The following is a 16,068-nucleotide window of genomic DNA, read 5'->3' as shown; positions in this document are numbered from 1 at the left end:
TGGAATCATTAAACCTTTGACGGAGAGTAGGAGCGACCAAATCTAAGCAATGATGCTGACCACGCCACGAAAGGAACACATTGATTAGATTTCACGGTCGATCTAGTACGCTCTTCCGGCGGTGAATTTTTCTTCTGTCTGGCCTTGACGTATCGCCCTAACTGCTCGGCTTTTCATAGTGTGAATCGGACTTCTTACGTGATGCTTGTAGATAGGCTGAACATCTATTGAACAGACTACGCCCAGAGTGAACATGGTAATAGGTTACCAAAAGAGCTTTGACGACAACAACTTCATCTAATAATATTTTAAACTGGTTTTGCTTTACTTCAATCACAGAACATGGAGACGCGATTGAAGATTTCTGTACGAGGGCACCATTCCTTGCAGGTCGTTATTGATCTGGCAGTCCATTTTAGCCAAGGCCCATCACTTGCCAAGATCTTGCTAGAAGGAATCGAATCTCGGAGCAATACCTGGTTCAGCTATTGGTACCTCTGCGCATTGCCCAATTAGTAAAGAGTGTTCGCGGCGTCAAGGGTGGTTTTCTATTGACACGCCCCCCTCAGAGATAACGCTTTCCGATATCGTGGCGGCTACTGAAGGGTCTATATCACCTACTGACTTCGCACAAGACCCGCGGGACTCCTGGAGAGGCAAATACTGCACGATTCGTGAATCTGGAATAAGGTTGGACATATCACAAAAAGCATCCTTGAATCGATTACGTTGGACGACCTGACTCAAAATAGGCACCAGTGCGTATTTCGGATTAAATCGGCCGCCGTCTCGGAGCAAATTGGCCACCCTGTCGGAGTAAACCGGCCACCCTGTCGGACCAAATCGGCCATCCCTAAAGGGTAAGCGACGCCGGCACCACCGTGGTGGCCAGCCAGTGCCCCATCCCGGATTGGCATCCGGCGATTGGCGACCCGACCATGGCCGACGCCATCTGTGATCGTCTGCTGCACAAGCCTACCGCCTCACCCTCAAGGGCGATTCCATGCGGCGGAAAAGAGAGGCGAATACCCAAGAACCTGGTGGGAAGAAGGAGGAGCTTGCGGATAGAATGAGGCTAAGCTAAACTGACCCCAACCCGACACCGCTCTCCCTAAAAGGTCACGTCTCAGGGGTGGCCGAATTCACCGTGACGGTGGCCGATTTGGACCGAAATCGGTGGCCGATTTCAGCGAAATCCGCAACCAGTTCGAGTATTAGCATGAATCGCCCTATCCATCCCCTTTTTGATCGATTCAAAGCACCGATCCGAAGCTGCTAGTGGCCGTTTTTGAATCTTGCCAACGAAAGTGCCCCTCCGTACAGTCATGTCAACTCCCGGCTCGAACTCTTTAACCGGGCTATCATTTTGACCGCATCTTCTTCAATACCCCAATTCGAGATGATGCCCAAGTTTGTTTTTCTTGGCACCGAGGTAGCTATAGTTATGAGAATTGGGAGTCGTTTGGATATTCAATACTTCTGTTATTGTTAAGCCATATCCTTCAAGTCCGACCACTTTCCGCGGATTATTGGTCAACAATTTGATACGAGTCAATCTTAAATCGGATAAGATTTGAGCGCCAATTCCATAATCACGAAGGTCATCTTTAAAACCTAACTCGTGATTTGCTTCGACCGTATCCAGTCCTTGGTCTTGCAAAGAATAAGCTCGCAATTTGTTATGGAAACCGATGCCTCTACCTTCCTGACGCATATATAGTAGCACCCCAGAACCTTCGTTGATAATCGCTTTCATGGCCATGTCCAGCTGTTCACCGCAATCGCACCTCAGGCTACCAAATACTTCTCCGGTAAGACATTCGCTGTGCACCCGGACTAAAACAGGCTCATCTCCATCGATCTTGCCCTTCACTAAGGCAACGTGTTCGCCGCTTTCAACTTCACTACGATAAGCTATCGCTTGAAATACCCCATAGCGGGTCGGCATTTTGGTTTCTGCAACTCGGTGAACTAGATGTTCGGTCCTTCGACGATACGCAATCAGTTCGGCAACACTAATCATAGTGAAGCCCCATTCCTTAGCTAGGGCTTCGAGTTGGGGAAGACGGGCCATAGATCCATCAGGGTTCATAATCTCGCAGATTACTGCGGCTGGACACAATCCTGATAACCTCGCCAAATCTACCGAAGCTTCAGTGTGTCCAGCCCTCTTTAAGACTCCTCCTTTCAAAGCTTTTAACGGGAAAATATGCCCTGGTTTCACCAAATCATTTGGTTGAGTTGCGGGATCGATCAACACCTTCACCGTTGCGGCCCTATCGGCTGCAGAAATTCCGGTTGAAACGCCAAAACGAGCCTCCACTGAAACTGTAAAAGCAGTAGAATGTTGAGACGTGTTTTCATGAACCATCAGCGGAAGATTAAGCTTTTCCAAACGATCCGGATCCATGGAGACACAAATTAGACCGCGTGCATTTTTAGCCATAAAGTTGATGGCTTCAGGTGTAATCGCCTCTGCGGCTATCGCCAGATCACCCTCGTTTTCACGGCGATCATCATCAACTATCATTACAAACTTGCCTTGGCGAAAATCATCTATTGCCTTGTTTAGATTATCTGCATCAAACATTCCAATTCCTTCGACCGACTAATAGATGGGGGGCAGTGTTGACTTCTTCCCTTATTTGTGGTGGCACTTTTATTAATACAAGGCCTTGTGTTCGCATCTAATCCGAATTACGCTAGTTTTTTACCTTTGTCCTGGGGGGCTTGAGAGAAAATCGATTCCACTTGGACAATACCGATCCCGGTAATATCCACCCCCATCGCCTTCTTCAGGCCTTCGGCAAACTTTTCAAACAGCGGGCCTGAAGTTTCATACTTCTGAAAAGTCCCTTTGACTTGGATCGTAGTAAAAGGAGGTGCAAGCGGGATTTTCATAGCCACAATGGCCACCTTTTTGGTATCCCGAAGATTTTTGAAAGTCCTTGTCGTCAAGCCATATAGGTCGGCAAAAGCCAGGGTTTCCGCATCCACCGCGGTCATACTGGTTTTGGGAGTGACATTGAGTTCGCCATCACGGCTGATTGTTGCGACCATCTTGGGTACCGCGGGATCCTGGAATAGATCGATTACTTCTTTGGGCATTGTCGCCATTTAGCGTTCCTCCTATTTATTTTTGACTTTACGTGTACCTACCAAAACCGACTATCCAAATAATGTCAGTAAAGCTAAAACCATAGCTGAAAGCCCCAGTAGGAGATGAACCCAAAACAACTTGATTGTGATAAATCCTTTAAAGGGGTTATTAGCCGTTTTCAACATGAAACCACATATACCAGCCGCCAAGATGAAAATACTTAACCAGGTTGCCATGAACCGACCTCCCAATTTTCCCTATTCTGGCATCAAATGGATGCTTAGTCGGTATAATATTTTACAAAGGTAGTCGTAAAGATTGTTGTAAAATACCTCCGAGCGTTTGGAGGAGGACCGTGACATACCTAAATTGCATGGCAGATCTGTGGCTCTTTGACTCTCTGTCCGAAAAGGAACGAAAAGATATTCGAAAGCTTTTTCGTCGACCCGAGTACCTTAAGAACGAATATTTGTTTTTCGAAGGAGAACCGGCAAACTCGATTTTTCTGATCACCAAGGGTCGGGTCAGACTGATAAAGACCTCAGAAGTAGGGAGGGAGGTCGCCCTCGGATATTTAACCGCCAATCAATTGTTTGGCGAAGAAGTGCTGTTCGATGACTCGGTACGTTCTTTTGGAGCTATCGCTGTTGAAGATACACGGTTGTGCGCCTGTTATAAGAGTGACTTTGAGAGCCTGTTGACGCAGAACAGTCAACTCTCTCTGAAAGTGATCAAAGGCTTGGGTGACAAAATCCGACGCATTACTTAGCAATTTGCCGACGTCGCCATCTACGATACGCGTTCAAGCCTGTCCCGGACCCTCGTGAGACTGGCCCGGGAGCACGGTCAAGAAACGCCGGATGGAACCAAATTGAATTTCAGACTTACACATGAAGATCTTGGGGCTCTTGTTGGAGCTTCCCGGGTGATGGTCACAAACGTTATGAGATCGCTTAAAATGGCTGGAATCGTGAAAGACGATCTAGATCACAAATTGGTGATTAGCAAATGGTTTCTAAACGAATCTCGTGCAGAGGAACCCTCATCACCAATTGCTCGATCAACCGATTGTGAATGTTTCCAGCAACCGTAAAATAAAGGTTGATATGGGCACGGGTCGGGCTTTAAACTGGACAATCTTGTAGGCCAGAAATGCTAGAGGTTGTTGGATCGTTGAGCTTGGATTACACGATTTAACAAAATGTTGGATTAGCTATCAGGGGTTTTAAACTAAATATAATGTCGAAAAGGTAGCGGGGGAAGGTCGGTTGACAATGGCGCCGCTGTGAGGATGGTTAAAGCGAAACCGACGGTGCCCGCTCGTCCCTCGTTTTGGAGTTTCTGCGCTCTGTCTAACTTGTTACGGACGTAGTCCGTGACCGCCTTGTACAATTTAGCTTCGGCGTCGGATAACTTATAGGGCACCGTGTAGGCGATCCGCTCTGGGAAAAGCGGCGTGGCATCAAACTTGAGGAAATTCTCTTTGACCATGCGCCGCATCATATCGGAGACATCGGCGGAATGGACGCCGTCCCTGCACTTGCCCTCGAAGCGGTCGGCGTCGAGCAGTGACATGAATAGCAGGAAGTCTTCTTCTTTGCCGTTGTGCGGAGTGGCGGTCATAAGCAGGAAATGACGGGTGAGGGTCGATAGTAATTGACCCAGCTTGTGGCGCTTGGTGTATTTGACTTCGCCGCCGAAGAAGCTAGCGGACATCTTGTGAGCTTCATCGCAAACAATCAGATCCCAGCGACAGTCCGGCGCGGCGAGCTTCGGTTGGACGTCTTCGTTTCGCGACAGTTTGTCCAACCTGGCGATGGCGAAATCGGTCTCCCGGAACCAGTTACCGGTCCTGGCGGCTTCCAGGTTGTCGTTTGTGAGGATATCGAAAGGCAGGGCGAATTTGCTGCGGAGCTCATCCTGCCATTGCTTAACTAGACTGCTAGCAGATCGGTTTCGAGTCAGCTGGCGTCCGCCAAGGGAAGGTTATTGAAAAGACTCTCCCCAGCCAATCTTTCTTAGTCTTCCGAGTGGTTCTCGGTATCGTCCTCTTTGGTGGAGCTGAGGGGACTCGAACCCCTGACATCCTCCTTGCAAAGGAGGCGCTCTCCCAGCTGAGCTACAGCCCCATGCGGACTTAGATTATAGCAGCCGCGTAGAACCGCGCGCAATCGTTAGCTAAATTTCAGATAATCGAACGTAAATAGTATCGGCCATTTCGCGGTCGATGGCGAACTGGCTGTTGCCCGCCTGGAAGACGTAGGACGGGAAGGTCTGAACCAGCCGCACCGGCGCGCCGGGCAGGACGCCCATGGCCATCAGTTTTTGCAGTTTGTCGGATTCTACGGCGTAAATATAAGCCACCTGGCCTTTTTGTCCCGGCTTAAGTTCAGACAGGGGCGCCACCAGCTTCTGTGGTTGCCCCGCCGCCGCCTCACAGCACTTACCCGGGGGGATGGGTTTGTTGTGAGGGCAGACCTTGGGGTGGCCCAGCAGGATGCAGATATTCTCGTCAAGGCCCTTGTCCAGCAGATGCTCGAACTTGCAGGCTTTTTCATGCATTACACGATCCCGAGTACCCAGGACATCGTAGAGAAGTCTCTCCGCCAGGCGATGGCGGCGCACCACGCTGCGGGCTTCCGGCAGACCCTTGGCGGTCAAGGTCAGAGTGCCGTTTCCCGCGCTGACCACTAAACCGTCCTCGATAAGCTGCTCCAGCGCTTGCTGCGACTGGAACTCTTCGGCTTCCGCGCGGGTCTTCTCTTCCTGGGTCTTGATCCACAGTGTTTCCAATATTTCTTCGCCGTGTTCGTCGATAATCATTATTTTCTCCTTAGTTTCTTGATAGCGGCCAGCAGTTTCGGTTCGGCCGGCGTCTCGTAGGCGCAGTTGGGACAGCGTACCAGTTTACAACTTTTCCCCATCGGGCAGGAGCCGCAGTAACCGGTACCGGCAGCGGCATCGAACTCGAAGCCGCAGAAGGGGCATTTCATTTTGTCGGTTGATTCGTCGGTCATAAGTTAACTCCGAGCACTTTCAGTAACCGGTCGAGGCCGAGGCCGACCAGGAATGCGAACGGGAAGATGAAAGCGGCAATAGCCACGGCTGTCTTCCATCCCCGCTCCTTGATCATGACCATGAACTGGGCGATGCACGGCACGAACAGAGTCATGACCACCGCCGATACCAGGAGGGCATTACCGGTGAGCAGTCCCTGGGTGGTCAGGTCGTAAAGTCCGGCAGCGCCGAAGTCGCGGCGGAAGAAGCCTATGACGAAGGCCACCGCCGCGTCACCGGGGATTCCGACGAACTCGACGATCGGCCGTAACCCGGCGATCATGGCATCCAGCAGACCGGCGATGTCACCAGCCCACAGTACCACGCTGGCGACGACGAAGAAGGGGATGACCTCTTTGAGATACCATTCGAGGCGGGCATAGGTCTTCTGCAACACGTTCGAGAGGCGCGGCAGCCGCAAAGGCGGTATCTCCATATAGAAACAAGCGCGTTCCCCGGTGATGATCCTCGATGCCAGCCAGCCGACCAATACGAAGACCAGGGCGACGACGCCAACCCAGGTCAGCAGCATGCCGGTAGACACCGACAATATGCCAAAGATAACACCGAGCTGGGCGGAGCAGGGGATGGCCAGGGCCAGGAGCAGGGTGGTGATGACGCGCTCCCGTTTGGTCTCCTGGGTGCGGGTGACGATGGTGGCCATGGTGTCACAACCCAGCCCGAGGACGATAGGGATGACGGCCCGGCCGTTCAAGCCGATGAACTTGAACACCCGGTCGATGAGCATGGCTAGCCGCGGCAGGTAGCCGGAGTCTTCGATAATGGAGAAAATGATGAAGAAGGTGGTCACGATGGGCAGGATGATGCCGATGGCGTAGGTTATGCCCAGTGTGATGATGCCGTAGTCCCCGACGAAAAGGTCTGAGATTACCTGCACCGGGATGATGTTTTGCAGTGTCCCGGTTACCCAGGGATTGATGTATTCGCCGAAGACGACCTCTTCCAGCCAGCCGACCAGCGTACCGGCGCCTAAGACGCCGACGAACCAGTACATGGCGTACAGCACCGCCGCCAGGATGATTCCCCCGCTCAGCGGGTGCATCATGGCGCGGGATAATCGCTCGCCGAATTTTATTTTCCCCTCGGCGCGCTGGGTCATCACCGTCGCAGCCAGTTTACCCGCCGCCCGCTGCTGGGCCACCGCCAGGACGTAAGCGGGGGGATGCGACAATTCCAAACGGGTGCCGGAAACTATTTCGTCGATGCGAGACAGATCATACCCTTCACCGGCGACGAGCCGTCGCATCTGCTCGTCTTCACGTAACAGTAGCAGGGCGATGGATCTCGGCGACATCCTGGCCGCCGGGGGGCTGTCCTTGACCAGGGGCAGGAGGGCGGCAACACCATGTTCGATCCTTTCGTCGTAAAAGACGGGCAGGGCCAGGCAAACCGGCTGGTATTCGAGGATGGCATTTTTCAGTGCCGCGATGCCTCGCCCCAGGTTGGCTGCGGTGGCCACTACGGGCGCTCCAAGCTCCGAGGACAGTTTTTCGGCATCGATAACGATGCCATGGGCGTCGGCTTCATCGGTCATATTGAGCACGACGATGATCGGCAGTCCGGCTTCGATAAGCTGGAAGGTGATGGGCAGCATGCGGTCAAGGTTCTTGGCGTCTATGACGTGCAGCACCACATCCGGCTTCTCCTTGAGCAGGATAGCCCGGGCTACCCGTTCTTCCTCGGTAATCGAATGGAGGGAGTACATGCCGGGGGTATCGATGACCTCCACCGTCCGCCCGTCGAGAACGGTGCGGCCGCGGAAGATATCCACCGTAGTGCCGGGGTAATTCGAAATTATGACTCGTCGCCCGGTCAGGCTGTGGAAGACGGAGCTCTTACCGACGTTGGGGCTGCCGACCAGGGCAACCTTGAGCGCCGGCTCATCAGGGGTTTGACCATGACGGTGGCGATGTTGCTGACGCGGCTGATGGCAACTCGGAATGCCATACACCGATTCGTCGATTTCGTTTTTCGAGTGGTTGGATTTCCGCATGGATTATTCCGCTTTCTTCTTCTTACAATCCGGGCACAACCCGGTGAGGGATACCTCGCTGCCGGTGATCTCGAACCCCTCAGCCTGCGGCACCCATTCAGCGACGATCTGCGACAGCGGCAGAGTAAATTCAACGACCTTGCCGCAGCCGGAACAGATCAGGTGATGGTGTTCGCCCTTATGGGACGCTTCGTAATGATGATGGTTCTCGTCCAGGTGGCACTCCTCGATGAGGCCGCTTTCTTTGAACTTCTGTAACGCGCGGTAAACCGTTGACAATGACAGTCGAGGCAGTTTCTTCCGGGCGCGGCGATAGATCTCATCGGCGTCCAGGTGACCTTTTCCGCTCTTGATGATTTCTAGGATGACCGCCCGCTGTCCGGTGGCTTTCAGATCCGTATTAGATAACGGCGACATGGTTCCTCCGGCTGTTGAATATTACGCAAATAGTAATCATTTGCATTTATTATAAACGGTTAGGTCCAGGGGTGTCAAGAGGACGGGCAGGTTCTAGGTCACTGTTAGGCGCTGATAATAAATTCATAATAGGGTAAAATATACGCATAAAGTACTAGGTTGACTAATACTTTAGTACGATGTATACATTTTATTATAGATGTACCATAACAGTAAGTAAGCACCGGCGAGTATTAAGGGGGTATAAGCAACCATCCTGACATTCGGGAGAGACCGGGTGACGGACGGGAAAGACCGTAGAGAAAATTGAGAGGGGAAAAATGTCTACTTTTCATCACACTGTATCACGCAGAGATTTCATGAAAGGTATCGGGCTGACTGGTGCCGGCCTCGGCGGCGCAGCGCTGACAGCACCCCGTTTCCATGATCTGGATGAGATGATGGCTTCGTCGGTTGATGCCAAGCACCCCTGGTTCGTCAAACAGCGGGAGGCTTATAATCCCACCGTCGATGTTGATTGGGATCAGATCAAGCCTTTCAAATTGGGCAACCATGGGTATAACTTCGGTGTGAAAGCCGGCGACGGCCAGGCGGAGAAGAGGGCAGCCTGGCAAGCGCAGCAACTCAAGGCTAACGCACCCGGTAATAGCCTGAAAGACATCGCCTTTGGCGCTGGTGCAGGATTTTTAAGCTTTGGCGCTGGACTGACGTCAGTCCCCTGGTATGGGATCGAAGTGACTACCCCTGAGCAGCGGGGCGTTGCTCGATGGCAGGGAACAGCCGAAGAAAACGCTAAACTGGTGCGCGCTGCCATGCATTTCTATGGTTCTCCCCGTCAGGGTTTCCTGGCGTTCAACCAGCGGTATATTGATCTTTCTGTTCAAGCTGGTCGGATAAGAGTAGAAAATACCGATCAACCAAGCGACGACGGCAGTGTCAGGGTAGTGCCTCAATCCTGTAAATCTGCAATTGTCTATGTCGTCAAGCAACCCATGGAGATGTCCAACTTCGGCGATCATACCGCTCCCAAGCTGGAGTATTCTTCGGCGCTGAATATCGGCGCAACGATAGGATACGCGGTGGGCCCGATCATTCAGAACCGGACTCAGAGGTTTCTCAAGTCACTTGGCTACCATGCTCTCACAGGTTTGGAATCCTACAATGTTGCCAACGGCGTCATGGCGGGCCTGTCGGAACTTTCCAGGAATGCTCACAACTGTACTCCGGAAGAAGGGACTCTCATCCGCTACACGCCGAGCATAGTAACCGACCTGCCGCTTCCGGAAACGACACCGATCGACGCTGGTATGCACAAGTTTTGTTACGAATGTAAGACCTGCGCCGAGGTTTGTCCGTGGGGCAGCATCCCCATGGATACCGACCCGACGTGGGATACTAACGATGTCGGTCCTAACGGGGAACAAAATAACTGGAATCGTCCCGGGGTTAAACGTTGGCAGATGAATTTCCCCAAGTGCCACGGTTGCAACTTCTGCGACGCTAACTGCGTTTTCAGCCAGAAGAACTTCGCGTCAATTCATACCACTGTGAGGACTATTGTGGCAGCCACTTCAGTCTTCAATGGGTTTTTCGCTCAAATGGACCGCACATTCGGTTATGGAGATTCCACCGATTACGAAGGTTGGTGGAACCGCGACCTGTCTAGTTGGAAACACGACACGATACTGGGTGCCGGCACGGACGACTGGGCGTAATAGTTATCCGATTTTTAAATTGGCAATAAAGCGCGGACCGAAGGCCGGGTGTGACCCAGCCTTCGATCCGCCATAGCGATGTATCGTCGCAAATTTCATATAGTCATTCTCTGAATGGGCTATTATGTCCTCCCCTGATCTTATTACGAGGCTTTATTTCAGAGCGCTCCGAAGGGCTGCTGTCGCAACATCTTCGTCCCACGACCTCCGTCTGTCCAAAGAAGAAGGCCGATAGCTGATAGCTGAAACCTCAATATATATTTTGAAAACCCGCCAAAATCCCATTGACAATCGGCCTGCGCCGTATTATCATGGATTTCCCGAATATAAGAACATAAGGAGCATTAATTGATTCAACGAAACAATTCACCCGCCCCCAAACGCCGCGGCGCTCCGGCTGGAAACAGGAACGCCTGTACCCATGGTTACTATTCAAAAGGCTTTATCGAGAACGCCCGTCGGAGAATTCAGGAAGTGACCGGATTCACCGGTATCGATGGTGAGCTTTTTCTGTCGATCTATCGTATGCAACTCGTCATCAAGCATGACCCGGATAATGTCCGCGTTCAGCAGAGGGCAATGGCGTCCTTCATGGATATGGTCAGGAGAAAATACGACGTCGGGCACCGTGATGTAAACGATCTGGCGGCCGCCATGAACAAGGTCCGCCATGACTTTGCCCTGCCCCCGGAGACGTTGGAGCGATTGAGAAGCTGCTAAAGATTTTGTTTTATTTGATTGAATTGATTTTGCGAAATAACCTTACGTTTGGAACCCGGTTTTACAAAGCTGATATCCAGTAATTGTTTCCTAAAAAAGGGGCGGGGGAAAACAAATACTCCGGCAGGACCTACGAAAGGTTCTTCTTGATCGACTCGAACTCTTCCGACGTGATCTCGCCTTTGGCGTAACGCTCCCGGGCGATCTCCAGAGGCGTCTTCTTCTCACTGCCGCCGAGGGTGAACGACGAACCCTTCTGTACTGAAGAGATGATGAGCCAGATTACCACCACAGCCAGCACCAGTCCGATAATCATCATATCCTGCCTCCTGTGGGTGTAAATGAGAGATCAATGATAAAACTATACCGCGAGCTTACCGTTGAGGCAAGAACCTGGGGGGCGAACAGCAATCGTAATGAAGAGGAGATGTATGTATGGGAGAATTAAAGCCCGGCCAGGTACCGGTCGATGTCGCGGGCGGCCGCTTTGCCTGCGCCCATGGCGGAGATGACGGTGGCCGCGCCGGTGACGATGTCGCCTCCCGCCCAGACCGCCTGTTTCCGGGTCAGTCCGGTGGTTTCATCGGCCACGACGGTGCCTTTACTGGCGAATTCCAGGTCGGCCGTCGAACGGGCGATTAGGGGGTTGGGACGGGTGCCCAGGGCGATGATGGCCATATCGACGGGCAGATCGAACTCGGAGCCCTCCACCGGCACGGGGCGGCGGCGGCCGGAGGCGTCGGGCTCTCCCAGCGCCATCTTCTGGCAGGTCATGCCGGAGACCCATTTATGCTCGTTGACCTGGAAACCGATGGGATTGGTCAGGTACAGGAAATCTATGCCTTCCTCTTCGGCGTTCTCCACTTCCTCGGCGCGGGCGGGCATCTCATCCCGGCTGCGCCGGTAAACCACGGTGACATGAGCGCCCAGCCTGACGGCGCAGCGCGCGGCGTCCATGGCCACGTTGCCGCCGCCGATGACCGCTACCTCTTTACCGACCTTGAGAGGGGTGTCGTAATCCGGGAAACTCCAGGCTTTCATCAGGTTGACCCGGGACAGGAACTCGTTGGCCGAGTATATGCCTGGGGCATTCTCTCCTTCGATATTGAGGAAGAGCGGCAGACCGGCGCCGGTGCCCAGGAAGACGGCCTGAAACCCGTCGGTGAAAAGTTCGTCGATAGTAAGTGTCTTGCCGATGACGGCGTTGAGTTCGATCCTTACGCCCAGACTTTTAACGTATTCGACTTCGGTCTGAACGATGGCTTTAGGCAGCCGGAATTCCGGTATGCCGTACATCAGCACGCCGCCGGCGATATGTAGGGATTCGAAGATTGTGACCTCGTGCCCCAGTCTTGCCAGTTCGGCGGCGGCGGTCAGGCCGGCCGGGCCGGCGCCGATGACTGCGACGCGCTTGCCGGTCGGCGGGCGGCGCTCGGTACCGGCGACGGCGTCCTTGTGCCCCAGTTCCCAGTCGGCGATATAGCGTTCGATGCGCCCGATGGCGATGGGGGCGCCTTTCTTAGCCAGGGTGCAGACGGCCTCGCACTGGCTTTCCTGGGGGCAGACACGGCCGCAGACGCCGGGGAGGGCGTTGGTGCGCTTGAGGATTTTAGCCGCCTCCGGCAGATCCCCGAACTTCACCGCCCGGATGAATTCCGGAATGTCGATGGCTACCGGACAACCGGCGACGCAGTTGCGGGCCTTACAGTCGATGCAGCGGGAGGCTTCCTTCAGCACTTCATCAGCGGAGTAGCCGAGGGCCACTTCACGGAAGTTCTCACGCCGTTCTTCCGGCGGCTGCTTGGGCATGCCGGTACGGTTGAGATCCAGTTTAGCCATGGAGCATTTCGATCATTTGGTATTGTCTCATATTTCGATATTCGGCCTGTCCTGAGCCTGTCGAAGGGATTTCGGATTTAAACAGTGGGACAGCGGCACTTCTCCAGCGACCGTTTTTCTTCGTCCATATAGGTTCGCTGGCGCGACATGAAGGAGTCCCAATCTATGGCGTGGGCATCGAACTCCGGCCCGTCGACGCAGGCGAAGCGGGTCTGACCGGCCACCGAAACGCGGCAGCAGCCGCACATGCCGGTACCGTCCACCATGATGGGGTTCATGCTCACGATAGTCTTAACACCGAAGGGTTTGGTCGTTAAAGAGGAGAACTTCATCATGATGCTGGGGCCGATGGCGATAACCCGGTCGATTCGCTCCCCGCGCTCCAGTTTTTCCTTGATGGGCTCGGTGACCACGCCTTTCCGGCCGGCTGAGCCGTCATCGGTGGTAACGATGAGTTCGTCGCTGACCGCCGCCAGTTTATCCTGCCAGAAAAGCAGATCCTTGTTGCGCGCGCCGACGATGGTGATGATGTGATTGCCCGCCGCTTTCATGGCGCGGGCGATAGGCATGATAGTGGCTGTAGCGAAGCCTCCAGCCATCAGGCAGACTGTGCCGAATTTCTCCACTTCGGTGGGATTGCCAAGCGGCCCGACAAAATCGACGATTGCGTCGCCCACGCCGAGCCGGCCAAGTTTGGTTGTAGTGGTTCCCACTTCCATGAAGACCACCGACACGGTGCCGGCGATGGCATCCCAGTCGGCGATGGTCAAGGGTATGCGTTCCCCGGATTCATCTACCCTGAGAATAACGAACTGCCCGGCGGCGGCCTTTTTAGCCACCAGCGGCGCATGGATCGTGTAGAGGCGCACCCGTGGCACCAGTTCTTCGGTAGCGATGATGGGATACAAACGCACTCCTTGTTCAAAAAGAACTAGTCCGAAAGAACTAGCGGCCGTAATAATCTATCACGTAAAGGAGCAGTTTTCAAGCGAACCAGCTATCGCCGTGGTCCATAAATCCGCGGGCACACATCTTTGAAGAAAAAGAGGGAGTGCCTTGCGACACTCCCTCTTGTATTCTTTGGGGCTTTTTTTAAAAATAATCGAAGAACGATTGGTCCGCCGGAGGTTCGTCAGCCTTCAGAGCTGCTTGCCGCTTGTCCTCTTCTTCCTTCTTTTTAGCTTCTTCAGCGGCTTTCGCGGCAGCGGCGGCTGCCTCTTCGGCGGCTTTTTCTTCTGGCGTCGGTTCGGGCAGCTTGACCTCGCCGGGAATGGAGAGATGCATCTCACTGATCTTCCAATCGTCTTGTATCTTCTCGGCTACCAGGGTCATCCGCATATCCAGCACAAGCTGCCTCGATCCCTTCTTGAGGGTTTGATAGAGGTGACTAGATACCCAGGCAACCGGACCGTTAGCCTTAATGGTGGTATACCCATATTTCACCGTTATGGAATCCACGCTGGCGAAATATTTCTCATAGCGCTCTTTGAGCTGAGCGGGGCCTATGCTCATCTCATCGTGAGCGGGACCGATGTTCAGCATATTGGCGTCTTTGGTAGTCGTGCTCAGAAGTGCCTCGACGTTCTTGTTTTCAACAGCATATTTAAACTCTTCCAACAGGTCGTTGATGGCGGTGCGTGTTTCGGAATCGGCTCCCATAATTTCTCCTTTTCAGGCTATATTGTCGAAGTACTTTTATAGGCTAGATTATGCCTTGATGTCAAGCTTGGTGCAGGTCATCCCTTATTAAGCATCGGCGACATCGCACGAAGGCGACTTATGATTCCGGGGAGCACTTCCAGCACCCGGTCGATGTCGGCTTCGGTCGTCCAGCGCCCCAGCGACAGCCGGAGTGAACCGAAAGCCTGGTGTTGCGGCAAACCAAGGGCTAGGAGGACATGAGATGGGGTAGTGCTGGTGGAGGAACAAGCTGACCCGGGCGAGGCAGCGATGCCGGCCAGATCCAGGTTCAGACAAACAGATTCTCCTTCCACGTAGTCGAAACTGAAGTTAGCGTTGTTGGGTAATCTTTGGGTCGGATGACCGTTCAGACGTGAGCCGGGAATCCTCGTGAGCACCCCGGCGATGAGGCGGTCGCGCAAAATCGTGAGACGCTCGGCTTCGGCAACCATCGATGATTGGGCGAGTTTCGCAGCTTTTCCCAAGCCTACGATGCCGGGCACGTTCTCGGTGCCGGAACGTCTGCCCCGCTCCTGACCACCTCCCCACAATATGGGCGATATCCGGATACCCTTCCGGATGTAGAGCGCCCCTATACCTTTGGGTCCATAAAGCTTATGGGAGGAGATGCTCAATAAATCAACACCCAGCGCTTGCACATCCACCGGCACCCGTCCAATTGCCTGAACGGCATCAGTATGAAGATAAATTCCTGCCTGTTTCGTGATCCGGGAGATGGCTGAGATATTCTGGATGGTACCGATCTCGTTGTTAGCCATGATGACAGATACCACCGCGGTGTCAGCCTGAACGGCGTTTTCGACCGCCTTCGGGTCAAGGATCCCGTCGCCGTCCACCGGCAGAATCGTGACTTTTGCGCCCTGTTTTTCAAGGAAATGACAGTTTTCCAGCACGGCATGATGTTCTATGGATGTGGTAATGATATGACGGCCTTTACACCCTTCAGCCAGAACCAGGCCTGAGAGAGCCATATTATCCGCCTCGGTGCCGCCGCTCAGGAAAAATATCTCATCAGACCGGGCGTTAATCAGCCGGGCAACAGAGTTCCGAGCCGTTTCCACCGCCTGTCGCGCCTGTTGCCCTTCGGCGTAGATAGCGGAGGGGTTGCCTGGCGTTTCATGAAAGTATGGCAGCATGGCCGCGAGGACTTCCGGAGCGACCGGAGTAGTTGCGGCATAGTCCAGGTAGATTCGCTTCATAACAGGCTGATTATATCAGAGTCGAAGGATTTAAGAGGAAACTGATCGAAATGGCTATTTTGGTTTTAGTATTCGTCCAGACCGCTGAGGAAAACTTCCGGAACGGATGGGGTGTGCTCGTTCACCCATCGCTGCAAACAGGTAAGGGAACAAAACCCGAAACGTTTGATGTCTTCAGGCCCAGCCAGGTGGGAGAGGATATACCATCCCTGAAGGGCAAGGCAGGGCAATTCGGAAGGTTCGACACCCTGGTTGCGACCGCAACCGTAACAATGACAAGAGCGTTCGCTCACCCAACCACCTCGT

General features: G+C 53.5%; 18 protein-coding genes, 1 tRNA gene and 2 pseudogenes. 6 read left to right on the top strand and 15 right to left on the bottom strand.

The window, feature by feature from the left end:
* The first annotated feature begins 428 nt into the window (after window positions 1-428).
* Entirely contained in the window at window positions 429-575 is a 147-nt protein-coding gene (locus tag ABFB09_RS05680; protein WP_347000563.1) for an Rrf2 family transcriptional regulator, read from the top strand.
* A 300-nt stretch (window positions 576-875) separates the two neighbouring features.
* Window positions 876-1,084, top strand: a pseudogene (locus ABFB09_RS05675) (ATP-binding protein); the annotation flags it as partial.
* Between the two features lie 297 nt (window positions 1,085-1,381).
* Here ABFB09_RS05675 and ABFB09_RS05670 read toward each other — a convergent pair.
* The 3 genes from ABFB09_RS05670 to ABFB09_RS05660 all read right to left on the bottom strand — a co-directional run bounded on the left by ABFB09_RS05670 (window position 1,382) and on the right by ABFB09_RS05660 (window position 3,336).
* A complete protein-coding gene (locus ABFB09_RS05670) occupies window positions 1,382-2,590 on the bottom strand; it encodes a bifunctional 3,4-dihydroxy-2-butanone-4-phosphate synthase/GTP cyclohydrolase II (RefSeq protein WP_347000533.1) in 1,209 nt (402 codons plus the stop codon).
* 107 nt (window positions 2,591-2,697) lie between these two features.
* Window positions 2,698-3,117 carry a pyridoxamine 5'-phosphate oxidase family protein gene (locus tag ABFB09_RS05665; RefSeq protein ID WP_347000532.1) on the bottom strand — a complete coding sequence of 140 codons (420 nt, stop codon included), beginning with the start codon at window positions 3,115-3,117 and terminating at the stop codon, window positions 2,698-2,700.
* Window positions 3,118-3,168: 51 nt separating this feature from the next.
* On the bottom strand, window positions 3,169-3,336 hold the full coding sequence (locus ABFB09_RS05660) for a hypothetical protein (protein WP_347000531.1): 168 nt from the start codon (window positions 3,334-3,336) through the stop codon (window positions 3,169-3,171).
* A 119-nt stretch (window positions 3,337-3,455) separates the two neighbouring features.
* On the opposite strand from ABFB09_RS05660, the gene ABFB09_RS05655 reads away from it, so the two are divergent.
* On the top strand, window positions 3,456-3,869 hold the full coding sequence (locus tag ABFB09_RS05655; RefSeq protein WP_347000530.1) for a cyclic nucleotide-binding domain-containing protein: 414 nt from the start codon (window positions 3,456-3,458) through the stop codon (window positions 3,867-3,869).
* An 18-nt stretch (window positions 3,870-3,887) separates the two neighbouring features.
* Window positions 3,888-4,193, top strand: a complete 306-nt coding sequence (locus ABFB09_RS05650) for a helix-turn-helix domain-containing protein (RefSeq protein ID WP_347000562.1) — start codon at window positions 3,888-3,890, stop codon at window positions 4,191-4,193.
* 194 nt (window positions 4,194-4,387) lie between these two features.
* Here ABFB09_RS05650 and ABFB09_RS05645 read toward each other — a convergent pair.
* The 6 genes and pseudogenes from ABFB09_RS05645 to ABFB09_RS05620 form a co-directional block, all read right to left on the bottom strand.
* A pseudogene (locus ABFB09_RS05645) lies at window positions 4,388-5,041 on the bottom strand (DEAD/DEAH box helicase); the annotation flags it as partial.
* Window positions 5,042-5,153: 112 nt separating this feature from the next.
* Window positions 5,154-5,229 (bottom strand) — tRNA-Ala (locus ABFB09_RS05640).
* A gap of 49 nt (window positions 5,230-5,278) precedes the next feature.
* The gene (locus ABFB09_RS05635; protein ID WP_347000529.1) at window positions 5,279-5,923 is read right to left on the bottom strand and encodes a metal-dependent transcriptional regulator; all 645 of its coding nucleotides are present in this window, start codon (window positions 5,921-5,923) and stop codon (window positions 5,279-5,281) included.
* Window positions 5,923-6,117, bottom strand: a complete 195-nt coding sequence (locus ABFB09_RS05630) for a hypothetical protein (RefSeq protein WP_347000528.1) — start codon at window positions 6,115-6,117, stop codon at window positions 5,923-5,925. The genes ABFB09_RS05635 and ABFB09_RS05630 overlap by 1 nt, the downstream gene beginning before the upstream one ends.
* Entirely contained in the window at window positions 6,114-8,171 is a 2,058-nt protein-coding gene (feoB, locus tag ABFB09_RS05625) for a ferrous iron transport protein B (protein WP_347000527.1), read from the bottom strand. Before feoB ends, ABFB09_RS05630 begins: the two co-directional genes overlap by 4 nt.
* 3 nt (window positions 8,172-8,174) lie before the next feature.
* Window positions 8,175-8,588, bottom strand: coding sequence for a transcriptional repressor (locus ABFB09_RS05620; RefSeq protein ID WP_347000526.1), 414 nt, complete (start codon window positions 8,586-8,588; stop codon window positions 8,175-8,177).
* Between the two features lie 359 nt (window positions 8,589-8,947).
* On the opposite strand from ABFB09_RS05620, the gene ABFB09_RS05615 reads away from it, so the two are divergent.
* Together ABFB09_RS05615 and ABFB09_RS05610 are read left to right on the top strand one after the other, a co-directional pair.
* Entirely contained in the window at window positions 8,948-10,303 is a 1,356-nt protein-coding gene (locus ABFB09_RS05615) for a reductive dehalogenase (protein WP_347000525.1), read from the top strand.
* A gap of 348 nt (window positions 10,304-10,651) precedes the next feature.
* On the top strand, window positions 10,652-11,023 hold the full coding sequence (locus ABFB09_RS05610) for a hypothetical protein (protein ID WP_347000524.1): 372 nt from the start codon (window positions 10,652-10,654) through the stop codon (window positions 11,021-11,023).
* A gap of 130 nt (window positions 11,024-11,153) precedes the next feature.
* On the opposite strand, the gene ABFB09_RS05605 is transcribed toward ABFB09_RS05610, so the two are convergent.
* The 6 genes from ABFB09_RS05605 to ABFB09_RS05580 all read right to left on the bottom strand — a co-directional run bounded on the left by ABFB09_RS05605 (window position 11,154) and on the right by ABFB09_RS05580 (window position 16,055).
* Window positions 11,154-11,342: an SHOCT domain-containing protein gene (locus ABFB09_RS05605; RefSeq protein ID WP_347000523.1), complete on the bottom strand. Its 189-nt coding sequence runs from the start codon at window positions 11,340-11,342 to the stop codon at window positions 11,154-11,156.
* A 125-nt stretch (window positions 11,343-11,467) separates the two neighbouring features.
* Window positions 11,468-12,862, bottom strand: a complete 1,395-nt coding sequence (gene gltA / locus ABFB09_RS05600; protein WP_347000522.1) for an NADPH-dependent glutamate synthase — start codon at window positions 12,860-12,862, stop codon at window positions 11,468-11,470.
* Window positions 12,863-12,939: 77 nt separating this feature from the next.
* Window positions 12,940-13,770 carry a sulfide/dihydroorotate dehydrogenase-like FAD/NAD-binding protein gene (locus ABFB09_RS05595; RefSeq protein ID WP_347000521.1) on the bottom strand — a complete coding sequence of 277 codons (831 nt, stop codon included), beginning with the start codon at window positions 13,768-13,770 and terminating at the stop codon, window positions 12,940-12,942.
* Window positions 13,771-13,954: 184 nt separating this feature from the next.
* Complete coding sequence (locus ABFB09_RS05590; protein ID WP_347000520.1) at window positions 13,955-14,521, bottom strand: nuclear transport factor 2 family protein; 567 nt, start codon at window positions 14,519-14,521, stop codon at window positions 13,955-13,957.
* Between the two features lie 77 nt (window positions 14,522-14,598).
* Window positions 14,599-15,762, bottom strand: a complete 1,164-nt coding sequence (nifS, locus tag ABFB09_RS05585; protein ID WP_347000519.1) for a cysteine desulfurase NifS — start codon at window positions 15,760-15,762, stop codon at window positions 14,599-14,601.
* A gap of 65 nt (window positions 15,763-15,827) precedes the next feature.
* Window positions 15,828-16,055: a hypothetical protein gene (locus ABFB09_RS05580; RefSeq protein ID WP_347000518.1), complete on the bottom strand. Its 228-nt coding sequence runs from the start codon at window positions 16,053-16,055 to the stop codon at window positions 15,828-15,830.
* Window positions 16,056-16,068 lie beyond the last annotated feature (13 nt).

The sequence above is a fragment of the Dehalogenimonas sp. THU2 genome (genome assembly GCF_039749495.1).
Lineage (GTDB): Bacteria > Chloroflexota > Dehalococcoidia > Dehalococcoidales > Dehalococcoidaceae > Dehalogenimonas.
The sequence above is the reverse complement of the archived record's forward strand: the minus strand, read 5'-3'. Positions and strand labels throughout refer to the sequence as shown.